The 17115-nt window shown below is 35.7% G+C and carries 18 protein-coding genes and 1 CRISPR repeat array; of the genes, 13 read left to right on the top strand and 5 right to left on the bottom strand.

The window, feature by feature from the left end; genetic code table 11:
- Window position 1 precedes the first annotated feature (1 nt).
- Window positions 2-196 (bottom strand): hypothetical protein, encoded by a 195-nt coding sequence (locus tag GVJ38_RS02650; RefSeq protein WP_159721620.1) that lies wholly within the window; start codon window positions 194-196, stop codon window positions 2-4.
- 72 nt (window positions 197-268) lie between these two features.
- On the opposite strand from GVJ38_RS02650, the gene GVJ38_RS02645 reads away from it, so the two are divergent.
- The 12 genes from GVJ38_RS02645 (at window position 269) to GVJ38_RS02590 (ending at window position 14197) form a co-directional block, all read left to right on the top strand.
- Window positions 269-445 (top strand): hypothetical protein, encoded by a 177-nt coding sequence (locus GVJ38_RS02645; protein ID WP_159721619.1) that lies wholly within the window; start codon window positions 269-271, stop codon window positions 443-445.
- A gap of 72 nt (window positions 446-517) precedes the next feature.
- Window positions 518-709: a CsbD family protein gene (locus tag GVJ38_RS02640; RefSeq protein WP_159721618.1), complete on the top strand. Its 192-nt coding sequence runs from the start codon at window positions 518-520 to the stop codon at window positions 707-709.
- 589 nt (window positions 710-1298) lie between these two features.
- A complete protein-coding gene (gene cas6 / locus GVJ38_RS02635; protein WP_159721617.1) occupies window positions 1299-2045 on the top strand; it encodes a CRISPR-associated endoribonuclease Cas6 in 747 nt (248 codons plus the stop codon).
- Window positions 2046-2063: 18 nt separating this feature from the next.
- The gene (gene cas8a1 / locus GVJ38_RS02630; RefSeq protein WP_159721616.1) at window positions 2064-3722 is read left to right on the top strand and encodes a type I-B CRISPR-associated protein Cas8b1/Cst1; all 1659 of its coding nucleotides are present in this window, start codon (window positions 2064-2066) and stop codon (window positions 3720-3722) included.
- The gene (gene cas7i, locus GVJ38_RS02625) at window positions 3715-4602 is read left to right on the top strand and encodes a type I-B CRISPR-associated protein Cas7/Cst2/DevR (RefSeq protein WP_235032786.1); all 888 of its coding nucleotides are present in this window, start codon (window positions 3715-3717) and stop codon (window positions 4600-4602) included. Before cas8a1 ends, cas7i begins: the two co-directional genes overlap by 8 nt.
- The gene (gene cas5, locus GVJ38_RS02620; protein WP_159721614.1) at window positions 4589-5338 is read left to right on the top strand and encodes a CRISPR-associated protein Cas5; all 750 of its coding nucleotides are present in this window, start codon (window positions 4589-4591) and stop codon (window positions 5336-5338) included. Before cas7i ends, cas5 begins: the two co-directional genes overlap by 14 nt.
- A gap of 11 nt (window positions 5339-5349) precedes the next feature.
- Window positions 5350-7623: a CRISPR-associated helicase Cas3' gene (gene cas3, locus GVJ38_RS02615; protein ID WP_159721613.1), complete on the top strand. Its 2274-nt coding sequence runs from the start codon at window positions 5350-5352 to the stop codon at window positions 7621-7623.
- A gap of 10 nt (window positions 7624-7633) precedes the next feature.
- The gene (cas4, locus tag GVJ38_RS02610; protein ID WP_159721612.1) at window positions 7634-8176 is read left to right on the top strand and encodes a CRISPR-associated protein Cas4; all 543 of its coding nucleotides are present in this window, start codon (window positions 7634-7636) and stop codon (window positions 8174-8176) included.
- A gap of 10 nt (window positions 8177-8186) precedes the next feature.
- Window positions 8187-9176: a type I-B CRISPR-associated endonuclease Cas1b gene (gene cas1b / locus GVJ38_RS02605; RefSeq protein WP_200849438.1), complete on the top strand. Its 990-nt coding sequence runs from the start codon at window positions 8187-8189 to the stop codon at window positions 9174-9176.
- A gap of 4 nt (window positions 9177-9180) precedes the next feature.
- Window positions 9181-9462, top strand: coding sequence for a CRISPR-associated endonuclease Cas2 (gene cas2, locus GVJ38_RS02600; protein ID WP_159721610.1), 282 nt, complete (start codon window positions 9181-9183; stop codon window positions 9460-9462).
- Between the two features lie 178 nt (window positions 9463-9640).
- A CRISPR array of direct repeats spans window positions 9641-12126; the repeat unit is 29 nt; unit sequence GTCCAAATCTAAAATAGTGGAATGTAAAT.
- 353 nt (window positions 12127-12479) lie between these two features.
- Window positions 12480-12938 carry a MarR family transcriptional regulator gene (locus GVJ38_RS02595; protein ID WP_159721609.1) on the top strand — a complete coding sequence of 153 codons (459 nt, stop codon included), beginning with the start codon at window positions 12480-12482 and terminating at the stop codon, window positions 12936-12938.
- A gap of 50 nt (window positions 12939-12988) precedes the next feature.
- A complete protein-coding gene (locus GVJ38_RS02590; RefSeq protein ID WP_159721608.1) occupies window positions 12989-14197 on the top strand; it encodes an acyl-CoA thioester hydrolase/BAAT C-terminal domain-containing protein in 1209 nt (402 codons plus the stop codon).
- Window positions 14198-14332: 135 nt separating this feature from the next.
- Here GVJ38_RS02590 and map read toward each other — a convergent pair whose 3' ends face one another.
- From map to GVJ38_RS02570, 4 genes are all read right to left on the bottom strand, one after another.
- Window positions 14333-15124 carry a type I methionyl aminopeptidase gene (gene map / locus GVJ38_RS02585; protein WP_159721607.1) on the bottom strand — a complete coding sequence of 264 codons (792 nt, stop codon included), beginning with the start codon at window positions 15122-15124 and terminating at the stop codon, window positions 14333-14335.
- 92 nt (window positions 15125-15216) lie between these two features.
- A complete protein-coding gene (locus tag GVJ38_RS02580) occupies window positions 15217-15783 on the bottom strand; it encodes a CPBP family intramembrane glutamic endopeptidase (RefSeq protein WP_159721606.1) in 567 nt (188 codons plus the stop codon).
- Window positions 15784-15996 carry a helix-turn-helix domain-containing protein gene (locus GVJ38_RS02575; RefSeq protein ID WP_159721605.1) on the bottom strand — a complete coding sequence of 71 codons (213 nt, stop codon included), beginning with the start codon at window positions 15994-15996 and terminating at the stop codon, window positions 15784-15786. It abuts the gene before it with no gap.
- Window positions 15997-16008: 12 nt separating this feature from the next.
- Window positions 16009-16542 carry a hypothetical protein gene (locus GVJ38_RS02570; RefSeq protein ID WP_159721604.1) on the bottom strand — a complete coding sequence of 178 codons (534 nt, stop codon included), beginning with the start codon at window positions 16540-16542 and terminating at the stop codon, window positions 16009-16011.
- A gap of 312 nt (window positions 16543-16854) precedes the next feature.
- Between GVJ38_RS02570 and GVJ38_RS02565 the strand changes: the two genes are divergently transcribed.
- Entirely contained in the window at window positions 16855-17031 is a 177-nt protein-coding gene (locus GVJ38_RS02565) for a hypothetical protein (protein WP_159721603.1), read from the top strand.
- Window positions 17032-17115: the final 84 nt, after the last annotated feature.

The following is a 17115-nucleotide window of genomic DNA, read 5'->3' as shown; positions in this document are numbered from 1 at the left end:
ATCAATTGAGCGGTTCGCTTTTACGCTGATCATCTCGCCATTTTTTCGGACTCCAGATCGTTCCTTCTAAGGCAACTTGCAAACTTTCATTGTCATCTTCTAGCTGTTCGATATAACGGAGTGCTTCATTTAATACGAATTGGTTATCGGGGGTCATGATTTTCTTTAATTCCTCTGCTAACCATCGATTTTTCATTTTACTTCACCTCGCTAGCAGTGTAGCATAGGAAATAAAAAAAGCAGTCGAACTTGCTTAGGAGGAAATGACATGGCACTTAATGAAACCGTTATCAAAATGATTGAAGAAAGTATCCGTGACAGTCAGCAAGAATTAGAACAGATCCAACAAAGCACGAGTCCTTATACGAAACAACGGATTGCGTTATTGCATCAGCAGATCGAGCAAGCACAAACACGATTAAAAAAAGAAAAAGCGTCTCTTTAGCCAAATCAAGTGTCGGGTGTTATACTCAAATTATAGAAAAAAAATAATTTTTTTAGCCAAAGGAGGGCTTTCATGAGTTTAGATGAATTAAAAGGTAAAGTGAATGAAGCAAAAGGTAAAATGAACGATGACCAAAAAGAAGAACTCAAGGGCAAAGCACAACAAGGATTAGGAAAAGCAAAAGATAAAGCCGATGAAGTGACCGATGATCTAGCAGGTAAAATCAATGATCAGCTAGATAAAAAAGATGAGGGTGACAATTAAGTAATTGCGAATTCATAATTGAAGCACTTTTAATCGGTTAGTTGTAAAAACAGGGAGCAAGGCATGATTAATGTCTGCTTCCTGTTTGTTTTTTCTGGAATAAAGTAAAGCTTCAGTTAATGGTTAAAATACTATATTGTAGCTAGCTGACCCTGATAATTTTTTCATTTATTTTTGGCACGCCATAATGGATCAAGACTTTTACTATCATCTCAACCTAGTTATGTCAGTCAAAAAGGTAGCGGTATGAAATATTTTTTCTATCTTTTTTACCCAATGCCTATCCAATATTGTATTTGATGTCGGTATGACTGTTTTAGAGATAGTGATGTAATTATAAAACTCTCCGAAAATGTGCTATTCTTGAGGTGGAATAACAATTTAAAATAGTGGAATGTAAAAGTATATTTTTTAAGGTAGTTACCAATAAATCTAAAATAGTGGATAAATAAAAGAGATAGTCAAATAAGCTAATTGATTATCTCTTTTTAGATAACAAGATTTCGTTTTGCTTTTTTCATCTTATAGGTTATGATCGTATTGTGATGACAGCTGAAAAAATATACAGGCTACCCAAGGAGGATTAAAGATGCGATTCAAGATTAGCTTAAAAATAGTTACTAATGGAGAATTTGAACCAACAGAGATTCCAATTCGTTACCATGCAGCATTTCTGTCGCTACTAAAGCGAGGGTTAGAAAAAGCCTCGCCCGCTGAGTTTAATTTGTTGTTTAAAGAAAAAAACACTCAGAAAAATTATTCTCAAGCATTGATCTTTCATAAAGCGAAATTTTCAAAAGAAGTGATCTTGTTGAAGGAACCAAAAATATCTTGGTTTTTTTCAACGCCTGATTCGCAATTAGCATTTAATGTTTATAATGCGTTTCAATTATTAAAGCAGGAGAAAAGATTGCAACTCTATTCCAATGTAGAGGTTATAGTAGACAAAATCGAGAACATTTATCAAGAACGGATAACTTCAACTAGTGCGGTTTTTCAAACGCTGTCACCGATTCTTGTACGTCAACACGATCCCATACAGCACAAAGATTGGTTTCTTAGTTTTGGTGATGACAACTTTGAAATCGTTTGCAAAGAAAATTTGAAGCGGAAATTGATTCCCCTTCTAGGTGAACGAGTGAAATATGATATTGATGAATTGAAGATCAAACCTTTAGAAATGAAAAAAACTGTCATAAAAACCTATGAGAAAGCGTTGCAAAGTTCAATTGGAAAGTTGAAGCTTTCTGGGGAGCCATACTTGTTGGAGTATCTTCGTGATACTAGTATATCGTCAAAAAGCGGATTATTTTTTGGCTATATGGAAGAAATTTGAGTGGAAGGAGGGATTTAAATGGGTAATGAAAATGTATTAGAATTTCGATTAAACGGTTGGCTGGAAAATGCTGGTGTTTGTGGATTAATAAATATTTTAGGTGAGGAAAATATCCTATTGACTTCGCAGAGTATCAAATTATCAGTTAATCAGTTAGAAAATTTTGCGGATCATTATTTTGATTTTTTTGCTAAAAACTATCGCCAACTCTCCTCACTAACCAAAATTTTCAGCTACCAAGATCAAAAAGAAAAGTTTGAGCAGGAAAATTTTGCGAATTTTGGGCAGAAAGATTACGAATTTCTAGCCACATATTTAAAGAGTGTGAGGCAGTATGGTGAAAGTAATAGCTATAAAGCAGTTTATCCATTGCTTAATCATTCAACGGATATTTTAACGGTACTAAGCTCGTTAAAATTAGAGCGGCTGAAAAAAGATCAATGGGAAAAAGAAACAGGCTTAATTATGGAGAAAGTGAAAGTAGTTTATCAGCGATTAGATCAAGTCTATGAATATTTTTCTGATCCGCAAGTAAATAAATATATTAGTGGGAAAATTCAAATCTATAACGTTATTAACAAAGGGTATAACAATGTTGCGTTTTTGAATCGTCAACAAAGTAAAGACGATTATTATGAAAGCTATTACAATTTTTTTATCCAGCCAATCTTTGATTACTATGAACAAGACCATCAAAAAGATAAATTAACTTGTACAAATTGTGGTCGACCAATAAAAAAAGGTGTGCCTTATAGCTTTTTAAATCAAATGGGCTATGACGTTAATCGAAAAACGAGTAACTCTTGGAATTTTGTAAACGATATTTGGATGTGTCCACAATGTCGTCTATTATACAGCTGTATTCCAGCAGGTTTCTCTTATGTTTATAGTCAAGGAATTTTTGTAAATGATAATCACTCAGTTAAAAAATTACTTCAAGTCAATCGGGCCATTCGAACTAGAATTTTAGATTTGAATCATTTGCAAGTAAATTCAACGAACACATACGCAGCGATGATCCAAACATTGCAATTAGAAAATTTAAAACAAAATGAGCGAGAATTAAATGATATTCAAGTAGTTCGTTATGAGAATGAGCGCTATTATTTTAGTCTATTATCAAGAATATTGTTAAAAACATTGGCGACTTCAAAAGCGGATTTAGAGCCGCTAATTAAAGGCGGCTATAACATAGCGGGCGAATATCATAATTTATATCAGGCAGTGATTAGCCGGCTGATGAATAGCACTAATTTGTTTTCGTTGCTTAATTTGCTTCAACGCCAGTTACTAAGTGGTGAACGAACATTTGTGAATAGTTGGTATTTAATGGCACTAATAAGAATCAATCAAAATTTTTTAGAGGAGTTGATAGATATGGAAAAGCTAACTGCAGAAAAGTTAGAGCGGATTCGTAAAGATGGCTATCTTTTCAAGTTGGGATACGAAAATAAAAATAAAGCGACTAGTATTGGCTACCGAATGTTGAATGCTTTAAAAGCAAATGATAAAGACGGCTATATGGATGTACTACTAAATAGTTATATGTATCTTGGGAAAATAGTTCCACCTTATTTTAATGAGATTTTTTTAAACGATGAGCACTTTAAAACAATTGGATATACTTTTTTGACCGGTTTAATTGGAGAAAGTAAAGGAGGAAATGAAAATGGGTAAAGGCTTAACAATGACAATGGTATTTTTAGCTGAAAGTGCAAATTATGGGGAATCATTAGGGAATGTTTCGATGTTGAAAAAAGTAACTCGTGGAAAGGGCGACCAATATACGTACATCTCACGCCAAGCTTTGCGTTACAACATTGTTGAACAATTAGATGAACCTTTAGCGACACTGAGTGCAGAGGGTTCAGGTAAAAAACAAGTGATTCAGTTTGATAAAAATGCTACCATCGAAGACTTTCCAGAAATTGATTTCTTTGGTTATATGAAAACGCAAAAAGATGTAAACGCGACTACTCGTTCCGCTAAGGTACGATTATCAAATGCGATTTCACTCGAGACATTCAAAGGAGACACTGACTTTTTAACGAATATGGGCTTGGCACAGCGCTTGCGAGCAAGCGGAGAAGAAAAAGCTGATAATTCGATTGCTCAAGCTGAGATTCATCGTTCGTTTTATCGGTATACTATTACAATGGATCTAGATCAAATTGGGCTTGACTCAGCTGTAAAAATTGAGTTGTCAGCAACCGAAAAAAGTCGTCGAGTACAAAAACTTTTAGATACGATTCAGTATTTATATCGTGATATCCGTGGCCGCCGAGAAGATTTAAAGCCATTATTTGTAGTAGGTGGCGTTTACGAGCGTAAAAATCCATTGTTTGAAAACGCAGTGAATTTAAATGAGCATCAACTTGATGTTTCGCAAATTGAATCACTTTTAACAGATCAACTGAAGAATGAAACGATTGTTGGAGTGGTAAAAGGTATTTTTGAGAACACTAATGAAATTGTAGAGCATTTAGGTGCTCAAAGTGTTCCTGCAACTTTTGAAGTTTTCAAACAGAAAGTAGCCGATTACTATGAAGGGAATTAAATTAGTCATTCATCAAGATATGGTGAATTATCGTATGCCAACTAGTTATCAACTAAGAGAAACTTATCCGTTACCACCCTTGTCAACGGTTATTGGAATGGTTCATTATTTGTGTGATTATCAGCAGTATGAGCCAATGGACGTAAGTATCCAAGGATCGTATTTTTCTAAAACGAATGATTTTTTTACTCGGTATGAGTTTAAAAATGGCAATAAGTTTGAAAAAGGGCGACACAATTTAGAAGTAAATGGTTTTGGCGTCAGTCGTGGAATCGGCTATACGGAATTGTTGGTAGACGTCTCTCTAATTTTGCATATTGTGCCGAAAGACCAAACGAAGGTGCCCGCTATTTATGCGGCATTAAATCAACCACGCGAATTTCCTAACTTAGGACGGCGAGAAGATTTAGCTGATTTTCAAAAAGTTCAGCTGGTTGAGATTACGGAACAAACTTTGGAAAATGATTATGAAAATCGAAAAGGTAATTGGAGTGCCTACTTACCTGTAGATTGGATTGAAAAAAAAGGGTCATTAGATAAAGGAACATTTCAAACTGGCACCCGATATCGATTACCTAAAGTTTATGAACTAGTTAATTTTGGTACGAAGAAAGTACCAAAAATTCACCGAAATTGGATTGAACGAAAAGAAGTAGTTTATACAAGTAGTTTTGATGTTTTTGAAGGCGAAGCTGTTTTAATTGATGATGAAGGTACACTAGTCTTTTTAACGTGAGGAGCAGAAGAATGAATTCTTTTTGGGCAAAGTCAGATGGAGAAACGATCATTCAGCATACAAGTGAATTATTACAGAACTATGCATTGTTAAAATCACTTTATCCCACAATCCCAGTTAATTGGTCGCTACTAGAGCAAGCTTGTCAATATCATGACCTAGGTAAAATAAATGCAAATTTTCAACAAAAAGTTCAGCAAAATAAACGACAAATAGCGGGAGAAATTCCTCATGCACTTTTAAGTGTCACACTCTTGCCCGTGGAAAAGCTAAGAACAGTGTACTCAATTTCGGAGTTACAAGCTTTGTACTATAGTATTGCATTACATCATGAACGAGATTTTTCGGCAGTTGAAGATGATCTAGAAAACTATAAGTTAGAGATTGAAAAACTTAAAGAACCTGCTGGAAAGTTTGAATTTGAAAAAATCGGATTAGAGCCAATCGATATTGGAAAAATCAAAAAAGTGACGAAACGCTATTTTTCAATTGGGACTCGTATCAATTCTGAAAAAGAATTTTTTCAAACATATGTGATGCTAAAAGGTTTATTGAATCGGATCGATTATGCTGCAAGCGGTCACTATCCAGTGGAGTATCCGGCTAATTTTTTAACTAAAAATTTGAATCGGATAGTTGAAAAGTGGCGGCAGAATGATCCTGATGCTAATTGGAATGATATGCAACAGTTTGCTTATCAGAATCAAGCTGAAAATTTAGTAATTATTGGACAAACTGGACTAGGAAAAACGGAAGCGGGACTGCGTTGGATTGGCGACCAAAAAGGATTCTTTACTTTGCCGCTTAAAGCTGCGATTAATGCAATTTATGATCGTATCGGTGCAACAGTGACCGATGACATTACAAAAGAGGTGGGACTTCTTCATTCAGATAGTTTAGCGGTATTAATGAAAGAAGATGCTAAGAAAGTAGAAGAGTACGATCGAATTGCTCACTACTTAACTGAAACGAAAAGCTGGTCTTTACCATTAACTGTTACAACGCTAGATCAGACTTTTGACTTTGTCTATCATTATCCAGGCTTTGAATTAAAACTAGCAACATTTGCCTATTCTAAAATTGTGATTGATGAGATTCAGATGTATTCCCCAGATTTATTAGCTTATTTAATCAAAGGCCTAAAGGAGATTCAAGACTTTGGTGGGAAATTTCTGATTATGACAGCAACTTTACCTACGTACTTGCTGGATCTATTCAATGAAAATGGATTAGAGTTTAAAATGAATACCCAGCCTTTTCTTGATGGAAAGTTAGCTGTACGTCATAACGTAGAAGTTGTTCATCGGACGTTGTCAGCACAAGATATTATTCCTCATAATGAGAATAACCAAGTATTAGTCATTTGTAATACGGTTAAAGCAGCGCAAACTATTTTTTCAGAGTTAGAAGTAGAATTACCTGATGTGGAAATCAATTTGTTACACAGTCGCTTCATTCGAAATGATCGTCAGCAAAAAGAAAAAGCGATCATGGACTTTGCTAATGAAAAGACTCGGAAAGGAATTTGGGTAGCCACTCAAGTCGTAGAAGCTTCTCTAGATATTGACTTTGACTTGCTGATAACGGAATTATCAGAGTTGAATGGGTTGTTTCAGCGGATGGGTCGTTGCTACAGAAAACGTGCTTTAGCTAGCGAGCAGCCTAATGTTTACGTATTTGATGGAGGAGAAGGTCCCACTAATGGTATTAGTCGAACGGATACCGCTGTGGTTCACCGAGATATCTTTGAACTCTCTAAAAAAGCTTTACAAACTGTTTCGGGGAATTTATCAGAAAAAGAAAAGATGACATTGATCGCAAAAACGTACACTACTCAAAATATGGCGAAAACAGAATACTACCATGAGATCACACACATGATCCGTTACTTAAAGGATACTGAAAATGATGGTGTTTCAAAAAAAGAGGTTCAAAAATTATTTCGAAATATTCAAACGCAACAAGTTATTCCGCAATCTATTTGGGAAGAGCATCAGCTAGAAATCACGCAAGCGATCGAAACATTGCAAAAATCGTATCAAGATCTAACTAAGCAAGAAAAAATTGAGCTAAAACGTCAAAAACAGCAACAAAGAATTAAGTTAGAGAACTTGATGGTAACGATCCCTCAGTATCAAGTTCTAACTGCACAAAAAAATAGTCAATTGACGACATACCAGATCAATGATTATGAGCGGCTATTTATTTTGGATTGTGATTACGATGTAAAAATTGGAGCAGTCCCACGAAAAGCAAAATCAATTCTAGAAGATAATTTCTTTTGAGGTGATCAAGATGCGGATAACGGGTAATATAATCAATTATTATTTTGTCTGTCAGCGCAAACTTTGGTTATTTAGTCATGGGTTACGGTACGAAACAAGTCATGAAAATGTGCAGTTAGGAAAGCTATTAGATCAAAGTAGTTATCAAAAAAAGAAAAAACAGATCCAAATTGATGGCACCATCTTGATTTCAGCTGATACTCAAACGGAAAAATTAATTTCGATTGAAGGATCAATCGCCGTTGATTTTTTAGAAGAATGGAAAATTATACATGAAGTGAAAAAAAGCCGAGCAATTGAGCCGGCAGCGGTTTGGCAATTGAAATACTATTTATATTTTTTAGAGCAACAAGGTATTGAAGTTGAGAAGGGTTTCTTAGATTATCCTAAGCTTCGGGAACGACAGGAAATAAAATTGACTGCTGCTGATCGAAAAGCTGTGGAACAACTGCTACTAAAAGTTTTAGATGTAACTTTACAAGATACATCACCTGCTGTAGAAAAATTAACTTACTGTTCGAAATGTGCCTACTATGAGTATTGTTTCAGCTAGGAGGTTTATGATGGAGAGTTATTATCTTTATTCTAATGGTGCCTTGAAAAGAAAAGATAATGTAATTCGGATGGAAAACACAGAGGGACGCTATAAAGATTTAAAAATTGAGATGACTAGAGATATCTATTTGTTCGGAGAAGTTAGTTTGAATACAAAATGTCTGAATTATTTATCAGAAAAAATGATACCGGTTCATTTTTTTAATTATTATGGCTACTATACGGGCACCTTTTATCCACGTGAAGTAAATGTGTCAGGAGATTTATTTGCAAAACAAGTCATGTATTCGCTTGAGCAGACAAAACGGTTATTATTAGCTCGCTCATTTGTAGATGGGGCAACAGCGAACTGTTTGCGGAATCTTCAATATTATAATCGTCGAGGTAAGGACTTGACGAAAAACATTCATGAGATTAAAGCGTTACGAAAAAGAATTGATCTTGCTTCTGATATTGATGAGCTGATGGGGATAGAAGGGAAAATCCATGTAAGTTATTATCAAGCATGGGCAACTATTTTTTCAGAAGCAGTAGAATTTACCTCTCGGGTTAGAAGACCTCCAGATAATATGATAAATACATTGATCTCATTTTTAAATATGCTGACTTATAGTGCCTGTTTATCAGAGATTTATGTCAGCCAATTAAACCCAACGATCAGCTATCTACACAGTAATTCTGAACGACGATTTTCATTGTCATTAGATATTGCCGAAATTTTTAAACCAATAATTGTAGATCGATTGATTTTTTCGTTAATCAATAAGAAGATGATTACTGAAAAGGATTTTGAAAAAGATTCTGCTGGTTGCTATTTAAAGAAAAAGGGACAACAAAAAGTATTACGTGCCTTTGATGAACAATTAAAAAAGACGATTCGGCATAAGACTTTGAAACGCAATGTTTCTTATCGACGCTTAATGCGACTAGAATGTTATAAACTAATCAAACACTTAATGGCTGATCAAGTGTATGAACCATTTAAAATGTGGTGGTGATGCTATGTATATTATTTTAGTTTATGATATCAGTTTGGATGAGAAGGGAAGTCGTGTTTTAAACCGCATTTTTAAACTGTGCAAAAAGTATTTAACACATGTACAAAAGTCAGTATTTGAAGGAGAAATCACCCCTGCAAAATTAAAAGAATTAGAGTTGCAATTGTCTGATTTGATTCGGGATGATCTTGACTCTGTTGTAATTTTTAAAAATACAAACAAGCGTTGGTTAGAAAAAAGTTATTTGGGTATTTCTTTGGAAGATGAGTTATCAAATTTCTTTTAATAGAACTGTCGACAGTTAATATAGACAAATATGGGGGTTATGACAGTTGCTGTTAAAGTTGATATTATTGTGTTTAAATATAAAAAATTGTTATATTAGTAAAAAGAAATCTCTTTTCTGCCAGGTCGACAGAACCTAGTGAAATTCTATTGTCAGGTAGCGGGTTTTAAGCGATAGAGTCCAAATCTAAAATAGTGGAATGTAAATGAACATCAAAGTGGGAAGACTGTTACACAATATTATCGTCCAAATCTAAAATAGTGGAATGTAAATTCTTTAGCTGGTAACACAACGCAAGCATCATATACTTGTCCAAATCTAAAATAGTGGAATGTAAATTTAAATGGTGCTTTAGTCCTGTAACGCATAGCCAGGTCCAAATCTAAAATAGTGGAATGTAAATTTGCGTAGATTGCGGGAAAGTTTGGATGGGGAAATAATGTCCAAATCTAAAATAGTGGAATGTAAATAAAACTGGTGAAGTTAAGACTAATATGGCAGATGTGTCCAAATCTAAAATAGTGGAATGTAAATCGATTTTATTTTTTAGTGCTTCATTTTCGTATTTTGTCCAAATCTAAAATAGTGGAATGTAAATAATCAAGCTGGAATCCAATCACACAAGACATCAGAGTCCAAATCTAAAATAGTGGAATGTAAATATCGGACGCTTGCTGTTTTGTTGATAGATGCCAGCGTCCAAATCTAAAATAGTGGAATGTAAATATTTTTCGATTGCATTCGACGGAATCACTGGCGCAAGGTCCAAATCTAAAATAGTGGAATGTAAATTTTTACCGGTGCGATCATCAACGCCATATTCAATGTCCAAATCTAAAATAGTGGAATGTAAATCTATCCACTTGCCAGCAACTATGCCCAAGTTGAATCGTCCAAATCTAAAATAGTGGAATGTAAATCTTTACTCCACGGCTACTCCTCGATCTACTACACGGGTCCAAATCTAAAATAGTGGAATGTAAATAACATGATTGGCAACTGTTTAAGCGCAACAGTAACTGTCCAAATCTAAAATAGTGGAATGTAAATCGAGTAGAATCTGAACTGAGTGGGTTAACGGCGGAGTCCAAATCTAAAATAGTGGAATGTAAATACCGTCACTGTAGTGCTGTTTAACATCAGCAGATTGGTCCAAATCTAAAATAGTGGAATGTAAATGAAGAAAAAAACATCCAAATCACAGGCTTTGATTTTGTCCAAATCTAAAATAGTGGAATGTAAATAAAGTAATACATATGAGGACGAAGACTACGATACCGTCCAAATCTAAAATAGTGGAATGTAAATCTTTATTACCTTATGGCAATAGTATACATCCTTAATGTCCAAATCTAAAATAGTGGAATGTAAATAAATTTTAATAGCCTGCTTTCGTTGCTGCGTCACAGTCCAAATCTAAAATAGTGGAATGTAAATTTCTATTCCTCACCTTTCACAAAAGATAACAATACCGTCCAAATCTAAAATAGTGGAATGTAAATTTCTTTTTTTAAGATAGATGCAAAGTTTTCTTCCAAAAAGTCCAAATCTAAAATAGTGGAATGTAAATTTTAACTGATTAAAGAGAAAGGATTGAAACGGATGAGTCCAAATCTAAAATAGTGGAATGTAAATAGCATTTTTAGTAGCAATTTTGACATCTGGTGCGTGTCCAAATCTAAAATAGTGGAATGTAAATAACGATTTATTTTGGAAAATCTGATGTAATGATTCGGTCCAAATCTAAAATAGTGGAATGTAAATAACAATCTAGCGATTGATTTTTGATGCTTGAATTCGTCCAAATCTAAAATAGTGGAATGTAAATGTTGATCGTGTTAAAAGAATTAATATTGAACGTGAGTCCAAATCTAAAATAGTGGAATGTAAATTACTTATCATAAAATCTAATAATCACGTCAGACTTGTCCAAATCTAAAATAGTGGAATGTAAATATCGATTTTTTGACAACCTATGACGACATGCGATCAGTCGTCCAAATCTAAAATAGTGGAATGTAAATACTAGTTGATTTACTGCTGGATCATTCATGTTTTGGTCCAAATCTAAAATAGTGGAATGTAAATTTCCGTACAATTAAGGTGATAATTGACGTGGCAGGTCCAAATCTAAAATAGTGGAATGTAAATCAATAACCTTCCTCTCTCGCAATACGAGATAAGACGTCCAAATCTAAAATAGTGGAATGTAAATACAAAGATGTTGCGTTGAAGCGTTTGAGACCAAGCGTTCAAATCTAAAATAGTGGAATGTAAATTCAAAAGGTTCAAGTATTCAAATGATCACCGAACCTGTTCAAATCTAAAATAGTGGAATGTAAATAGTCATGCAGCAAGACATCCAGCACTGGATTGATGAGTTCAAATCTAAAATAGTGGAATGTAAATATGGATAAACTGAATAGATAAATCTTTTTTCCTTGCGTTCAAATCTAAAATAGTAGAATGTAAATGATTCTAGCAGGGGGGCTACAAATACAAGACCAAGTTCAAATCTAAAATAGTGGAATGTAAATTATCATTTTAAGCAGGATTACCGATCCAGAAAAACGTTCAAATCTAAAATAGTGGAATGTAAATTTTACTAGCCTATCACGAACGCCCTACCGTCAAGGCTCAAATCTAAAATAGTGGAATGTGAATTTATGTAATACGTAGTCGTCCAAATCGATATCGTCATGGATTAAAAAATAAAAAAACGACTTTATCTCTTGATGAGACTCAATTCGTGGTCTAGTTTTATCTTGCCAAGCTTTAGAAGTAGCAAACATATCATCTATGCGCCGGATCATTTAAGTAAGTGATTTGTTTAATAATATTATTGCAGGTACAACTGTGATAGCTTATTTAATAATTGTCTTGAATATACGTACCAATCGTTTATTTAGTAACTTATCCTTTTAGCAACTTGCTATAGTATTATATGCTACACTCGGGTTGCAATCCCCTCCAATTTTTGTATAATGTTAATGAGCTTAACAAGAGGGTGGAATGAGATGGAGCGATCAGAGTTACAACAATTTAATCAACAGTTTCAACAATTTATCGCAGCTTACAAGGTATTAGAAAAAACGCAGCACTTCAACCAATTTGAGTTTGATTTGAGTTTAGCAGAGATCCATACTATCGTGGCGATCGGGAAAAATAAGAATCTTAACTTGATCACACTAGCAAATCTACAATCAATTTCAAGAAGTGCTGTCACACAGATGATTAATAAATTAAAACGGAAAGATTTAGTCCAAAAGATCCAATCCACACAAAAAAAGAATGAATATTGTTTGGTGCTGACCTCGGCTGGTGAAGCGGTTTTTGCAGAGCATGAGCGGCAACAAGATTACCTCATGAATGAATTAGTAGCTATTTTGAATCAGCATTCACCTGAATTTTTGAGCGAAACAAAACAATTAATGCAAGAAATCGAAGCAGTTTGGAAGGCGTTACCTTGGATTTAAAATTAGAAGTTGAATGGGTTGTTAAGCTGTTTAACAAAAAGGAGAAGTGAATGGTTTCAATTACATTAATCAGTAGCAGTGATTTAGCAGATGAACCTTTTAGAATTGAAGTGGCTCAGTTGCCAGCTAATCAATCGATCAATCTAAAATTGACATTAGAAGGGTATTCTAATATCAATGCGCCGATGCATTTGGCTTCAACAACTATTTGGCGAGCTGAAGCTGATTTTTTAGCAAATAATCAGGGAAGACTCGTCATAACAGAAAAATCCGCGATGGAATTATTTTTCAATTGTCAGCCTTACTACAAGCAAATGGTCAAGTTAGCTAAGAACATTAAAGATATTCCACTACATTCAAGTTTCAATCTTTCAATTACTGTTTCAACACAGCACGTGGTGTTAAAGCAGCAATGCTTTCGCCGCTTTTTTCAATTGCCGAAAGTAGCATCAAAAACAATTGATTTGACTGGAGGCAAAGGAAGAATCTTTTGGGATCCGGCTCTTCACGCTGCTCCAGCAATTCTTGTTTTGAGCGGCAGTGATGGTCGGATTGAAAAGGCACAACAAATCGCTCAGCTATTAGCTAGTCGTGGTTTTGCTACTTTAGCAATCAGTTATTTTGGCTTAGAGAAAACTGCACCGAATTTAATGAAGATTCCACTTGAATTAATTGAAAGTGGGATTCATTATTTAGCCAGCCAAACATTTGTAGATTCAAATCGAATCGGGATTTATGGTCGGTCTAAAGGAGCTGAACTAGCTTTAGTTAGTGCTAGCCAGTTTTCAGAATTAAAGTGTGTCGTAGTGAATTCTCCGATGAATGCTGTATTAGAAGGGATCAAAGGAACAAGAAATGCCCGTGCTTCTTCTTGGATTCGGAATGGCTTGGAGTTGCCTTACACAAAATTTAAATTTAGTGATCTAATCAAGTGGAAATTTTTTAAGCAGTCCTTTCCTGTTAAGCCAGCTAGTAAAATTCCAATTGAACAAATAGCCGGAGATATTTTATTTCTCGGTTCACTTAAAGATGAGATTTGGCCGACCAGCTTTGCTATCGATCAGATGGTCCAACAATTAAGCCAATCATCGATCTATCAGCATCAAGTGAAAGCAAAGTTATACGCTAACTGTGGTCATATGATGACGATTGCGTATCAGCCTAATCACCGTTATCACAAGGTGCCTTGGAAAAAAGTAATGGCTGACAGTAATGATTCTTGGCAAGAGACGATTCGTTTTTTTGCTGAACACTTATGATGCTAAAAGGCAATGTTAGCTAACTGGTATCACAACAGTTTAGTTTTGTGGAATCGTTTTTATTACAGATCAAAAAAAGCTTTACCTCTGAATCATCGAGATAAAGCTTTTTTAGTGCGTTAAGTTAATCGTCGCTTACAAATATTTTGCATCAAATTCAGGATCTTGACTCGTCAAGATTTTAGGACCGTCGTTTGTGATGGCGATTGTGTGCTCGTATTGCGCACTTAAACTGTGATCGGCCGTCACATAATATTCCCAGTTTTCATGAGGGACCGCTTTGACGGCTAGTTTATGACCGCCGAGATTAATCATTGGCTCGATAGTGATGGTCATTCCCGCCTTTAAGCGCAACCCATGACCAGCGCTGCCAAAATTTGGAACATCCGGTGCTTCGTGCATCGTTGGTTGGATGCCGTGGCCGATCAATTCGCGGACGTCACCAAAACCATTTTCGTCTTCAGTATATTTTTGGATGGCCGCTCCAATATCTCCGATCCGGTTACCGACGATTGCTTGATCAATGCCCAGGTAGAGCGCTTTTTTCGTCACGTCCATTAGTTTTTGAGCATCTTCGTTAAGTTCACCCACGGCATAGGTCCAGCAAGAATCGCTCATGTATCCTTTGTAGTTGACTACCGTATCGACTTTTACCAGGTCACCGGCTTTTAAGATCAAGCCTTTACGTGGGATAGCGTGAGCGACTTCATCGTTGACGCACACACATGTTGCGTATTTGTAACCCTCAAAGCCGATCTGTTCAGGGATCGCGCCGTGGCTTTCAATATAATGACGACCAAACTCTTCAATTTCCCAACTGGAGATGCCTGGTTTGATAATATCACGCAAGCCTTGATGCATGCCGGCTAAAATTGCACCGGATTCTCGCATACCTTCGATTTCACGTTCTGATTTAATAGTGATCACATTAATTTCCTCCCAAATGATTTACCGAAACAATCATATACCAAGTTGAGCAAAAGGCAAAATCATCCACTTAAAATTAAATTTTTTTCTCATCAAACCCACAAGCTGCTAACTAAATTACTGAGACCGTGAATCAACCAACTAGGGAATAACGACCCGCCGGCTAATTTTTCATTGAGCCCGCCGAAAACAAAGCCAACTGTGCCGGTAAATAAACTGATGAATAAAATCAGTGGCGAAGTTGTTTGAGTTAATAGTAAGAGCCCGTGCAGTCCGCCAAAGATCACCGCTTGGATCAAGTTAGCGGGTAAAAAGCCCAAGCGCTGCTGCAAACGTTTCAGTAAAAAGCCGCGGAAAAAAATTTCTTCAGCCAAAGCAGTTTTGATAAACGCATAAATCAGAATAGCAATTAGTGCTTTAAAGTTTAAATTTGTAAACTGGCTGTTTGCTAGTTCGATTCCGGCTAAAAGGTGACGGGTAGCAAAGCCTAGCGCTAAAAAAATGAGCAAAGTTAAGGCAGCTGCACTGATCAATTTTTTTGAAATCAGTGGCCACTTTAAGCCGACTGATTGGAAAAAAGTTTCAGAGCGCTGGCTGAGTAACCACGCGATCAAAGGTGGAACTGAGAAAAGCACTACTTGGAATAAAGCCGCAACCATTTAGTTGTCCTCCTTTTGATATTCTAATAAGTCTCCCGGTTGACACTCTAAGACAGCGCAAATTGCTTCTAAGGTTGAAAAACGAATGGCGCTGACTTTTCCGGTTTTTAATTTTGATAAATTGACGTTTGTGATCCCGACAGCTTCGGCTAGTTCTTTCAAACTGATTTTGCGCTCGGCCATCATGCGGTCTAAATGTACAACGATCGGCATCTTTTCAACCTCCTAAATGACTTCATCTGAAAATTCCTGTAAAGCGACACCGTAATGAATGATCCCGGAAAAGCAATACAATAAAATACCGATCAGAAAAAGCGGGCCTAATGAAATGGTCAACGAAAAGGTGCCGCTGAGTAAACTAAGTAATAGTCCATAGGCAACTGGTTGGATGAGCGATAAAATTAAAACAAGAAAAGCGATGCGTCGAAACCGTTTGAGTTGAGTAGCTGAAAAAGGTGTCAGCCCAGCAGAAATATCAGCAAAGATTCGACTCGCATACCAAAAAAGATAGCTGAAAAAAGGCAAGGCTAATAAAAATAAGTACGAGTTTGCGGCATTTTCTTGTTTCGTGGTCACTTTTTCTGCAATAAAGCTAAGTGCGATGTACCATGTCGGACCGTCAGTATGTGTTACTTGAGGATGATGGAAAAAGAGTGTATCGATTGCACCAATTAAAAAAAGAACGCCACACACTATGGAAAAAAGTTTTAACAAGCCATTCACGGCCCAACAAATATCACGAAAACGTGCTGTGTTCATTTAAACGCCTCCTTTAAATTTATAGATTGAGTATAGCAATTCAATTATTGTTTTGCAATAATTTTTTATCATAAAACGATAATTAATTTATCTTAATCATTAATTTTTAGAGCGGGATAAAAAGCAATCGGAAATGTTTAGAGTGGCTGCAAAAAGTCGCCTGAATTGAAACGTTAATTTTTTTCAAAAATAGTATTTTTATAAGCAGTAAATTCGCGCTGCTAGAAAGTGATTTGCTATACTGGGCTTGCGATAGAACGTTTACAAAAAATAAAGTTAGCTGTTCATTTTGATTTGTAAGGAGGAATAATCATGGAGCGAAGATATGTCGTTGAAGTGGAAAAATCACGCGAACGCTTTGTTTTGTCTTATGACCAAGTGTTGCAGTTTTTAGAATATCGTGAGTACACTGATTATTTGCCTAGTGAAATGATCGTCGCATTAGGCGGGATCGAAAAAGAAGTGGCGATCACCGAAGAGCCGTTATAAACAAGGATTGAATGAAACTCAAAAGCCTGCGCTGCCCCAATTAATTGGAGTGACGCAGGCTTTTTTTAGAAGAGACAGTTGAGT

Origin of the sequence: Enterococcus sp. CSURQ0835, from assembly GCF_902706605.1 — a bacterium.
Classification (GTDB): Bacteria; Bacillota; Bacilli; order Lactobacillales; family Enterococcaceae; genus Enterococcus_A.
Note: the sequence above shows the minus strand (reverse complement) of the source record. Positions and strands in the feature narration are given on the sequence as shown.

Bases quoted from the DNA above. Each gene is read 5' to 3' on its own strand.
- GVJ38_RS02645 (WP_159721619.1), top strand. From the start codon at position 269: ATGGCACTTAATGAAACCGTTATCAAAATGATTGAAGAAAGTATCCGT.
- cas7i (WP_235032786.1), top strand. From the start codon at position 3,715: ATGGGTAAAGGCTTAACAATGACAATGGTATTTTTAGCTGAAAGTGCA.
- cas3 (WP_159721613.1), top strand. From the start codon at position 5,350: ATGAATTCTTTTTGGGCAAAGTCAGATGGAGAAACGATCATTCAGCAT.
- cas8a1 (WP_159721616.1), top strand. From the start codon at position 2,064: ATGGGTAATGAAAATGTATTAGAATTTCGATTAAACGGTTGGCTGGAA.
- GVJ38_RS02575 (WP_159721605.1), bottom strand. From the start codon at position 15,996: ATGCCGATCGTTGTACATTTAGACCGCATGATGGCCGAGCGCAAAATC.
- GVJ38_RS02650 (WP_159721620.1), bottom strand. From the start codon at position 196: ATGAAAAATCGATGGTTAGCAGAGGAATTAAAGAAAATCATGACCCCC.
- GVJ38_RS02595 (WP_159721609.1), top strand. From the start codon at position 12,480: ATGGAGCGATCAGAGTTACAACAATTTAATCAACAGTTTCAACAATTT.
- GVJ38_RS02590 (WP_159721608.1), top strand. From the start codon at position 12,989: ATGGTTTCAATTACATTAATCAGTAGCAGTGATTTAGCAGATGAACCT.
- GVJ38_RS02580 (WP_159721606.1), bottom strand. From the start codon at position 15,783: ATGGTTGCGGCTTTATTCCAAGTAGTGCTTTTCTCAGTTCCACCTTTG.
- GVJ38_RS02565 (WP_159721603.1), top strand. From the start codon at position 16,855: ATGGAGCGAAGATATGTCGTTGAAGTGGAAAAATCACGCGAACGCTTT.
- cas4 (WP_159721612.1), top strand. From the start codon at position 7,634: ATGCGGATAACGGGTAATATAATCAATTATTATTTTGTCTGTCAGCGC.
- cas5 (WP_159721614.1), top strand. From the start codon at position 4,589: ATGAAGGGAATTAAATTAGTCATTCATCAAGATATGGTGAATTATCGT.
- GVJ38_RS02570 (WP_159721604.1), bottom strand. From the start codon at position 16,542: ATGAACACAGCACGTTTTCGTGATATTTGTTGGGCCGTGAATGGCTTG.
- cas1b (WP_200849438.1), top strand. From the start codon at position 8,187: ATGGAGAGTTATTATCTTTATTCTAATGGTGCCTTGAAAAGAAAAGAT.
- GVJ38_RS02640 (WP_159721618.1), top strand. From the start codon at position 518: ATGAGTTTAGATGAATTAAAAGGTAAAGTGAATGAAGCAAAAGGTAAA.
- cas2 (WP_159721610.1), top strand. From the start codon at position 9,181: ATGTATATTATTTTAGTTTATGATATCAGTTTGGATGAGAAGGGAAGT.
- cas6 (WP_159721617.1), top strand. From the start codon at position 1,299: ATGCGATTCAAGATTAGCTTAAAAATAGTTACTAATGGAGAATTTGAA.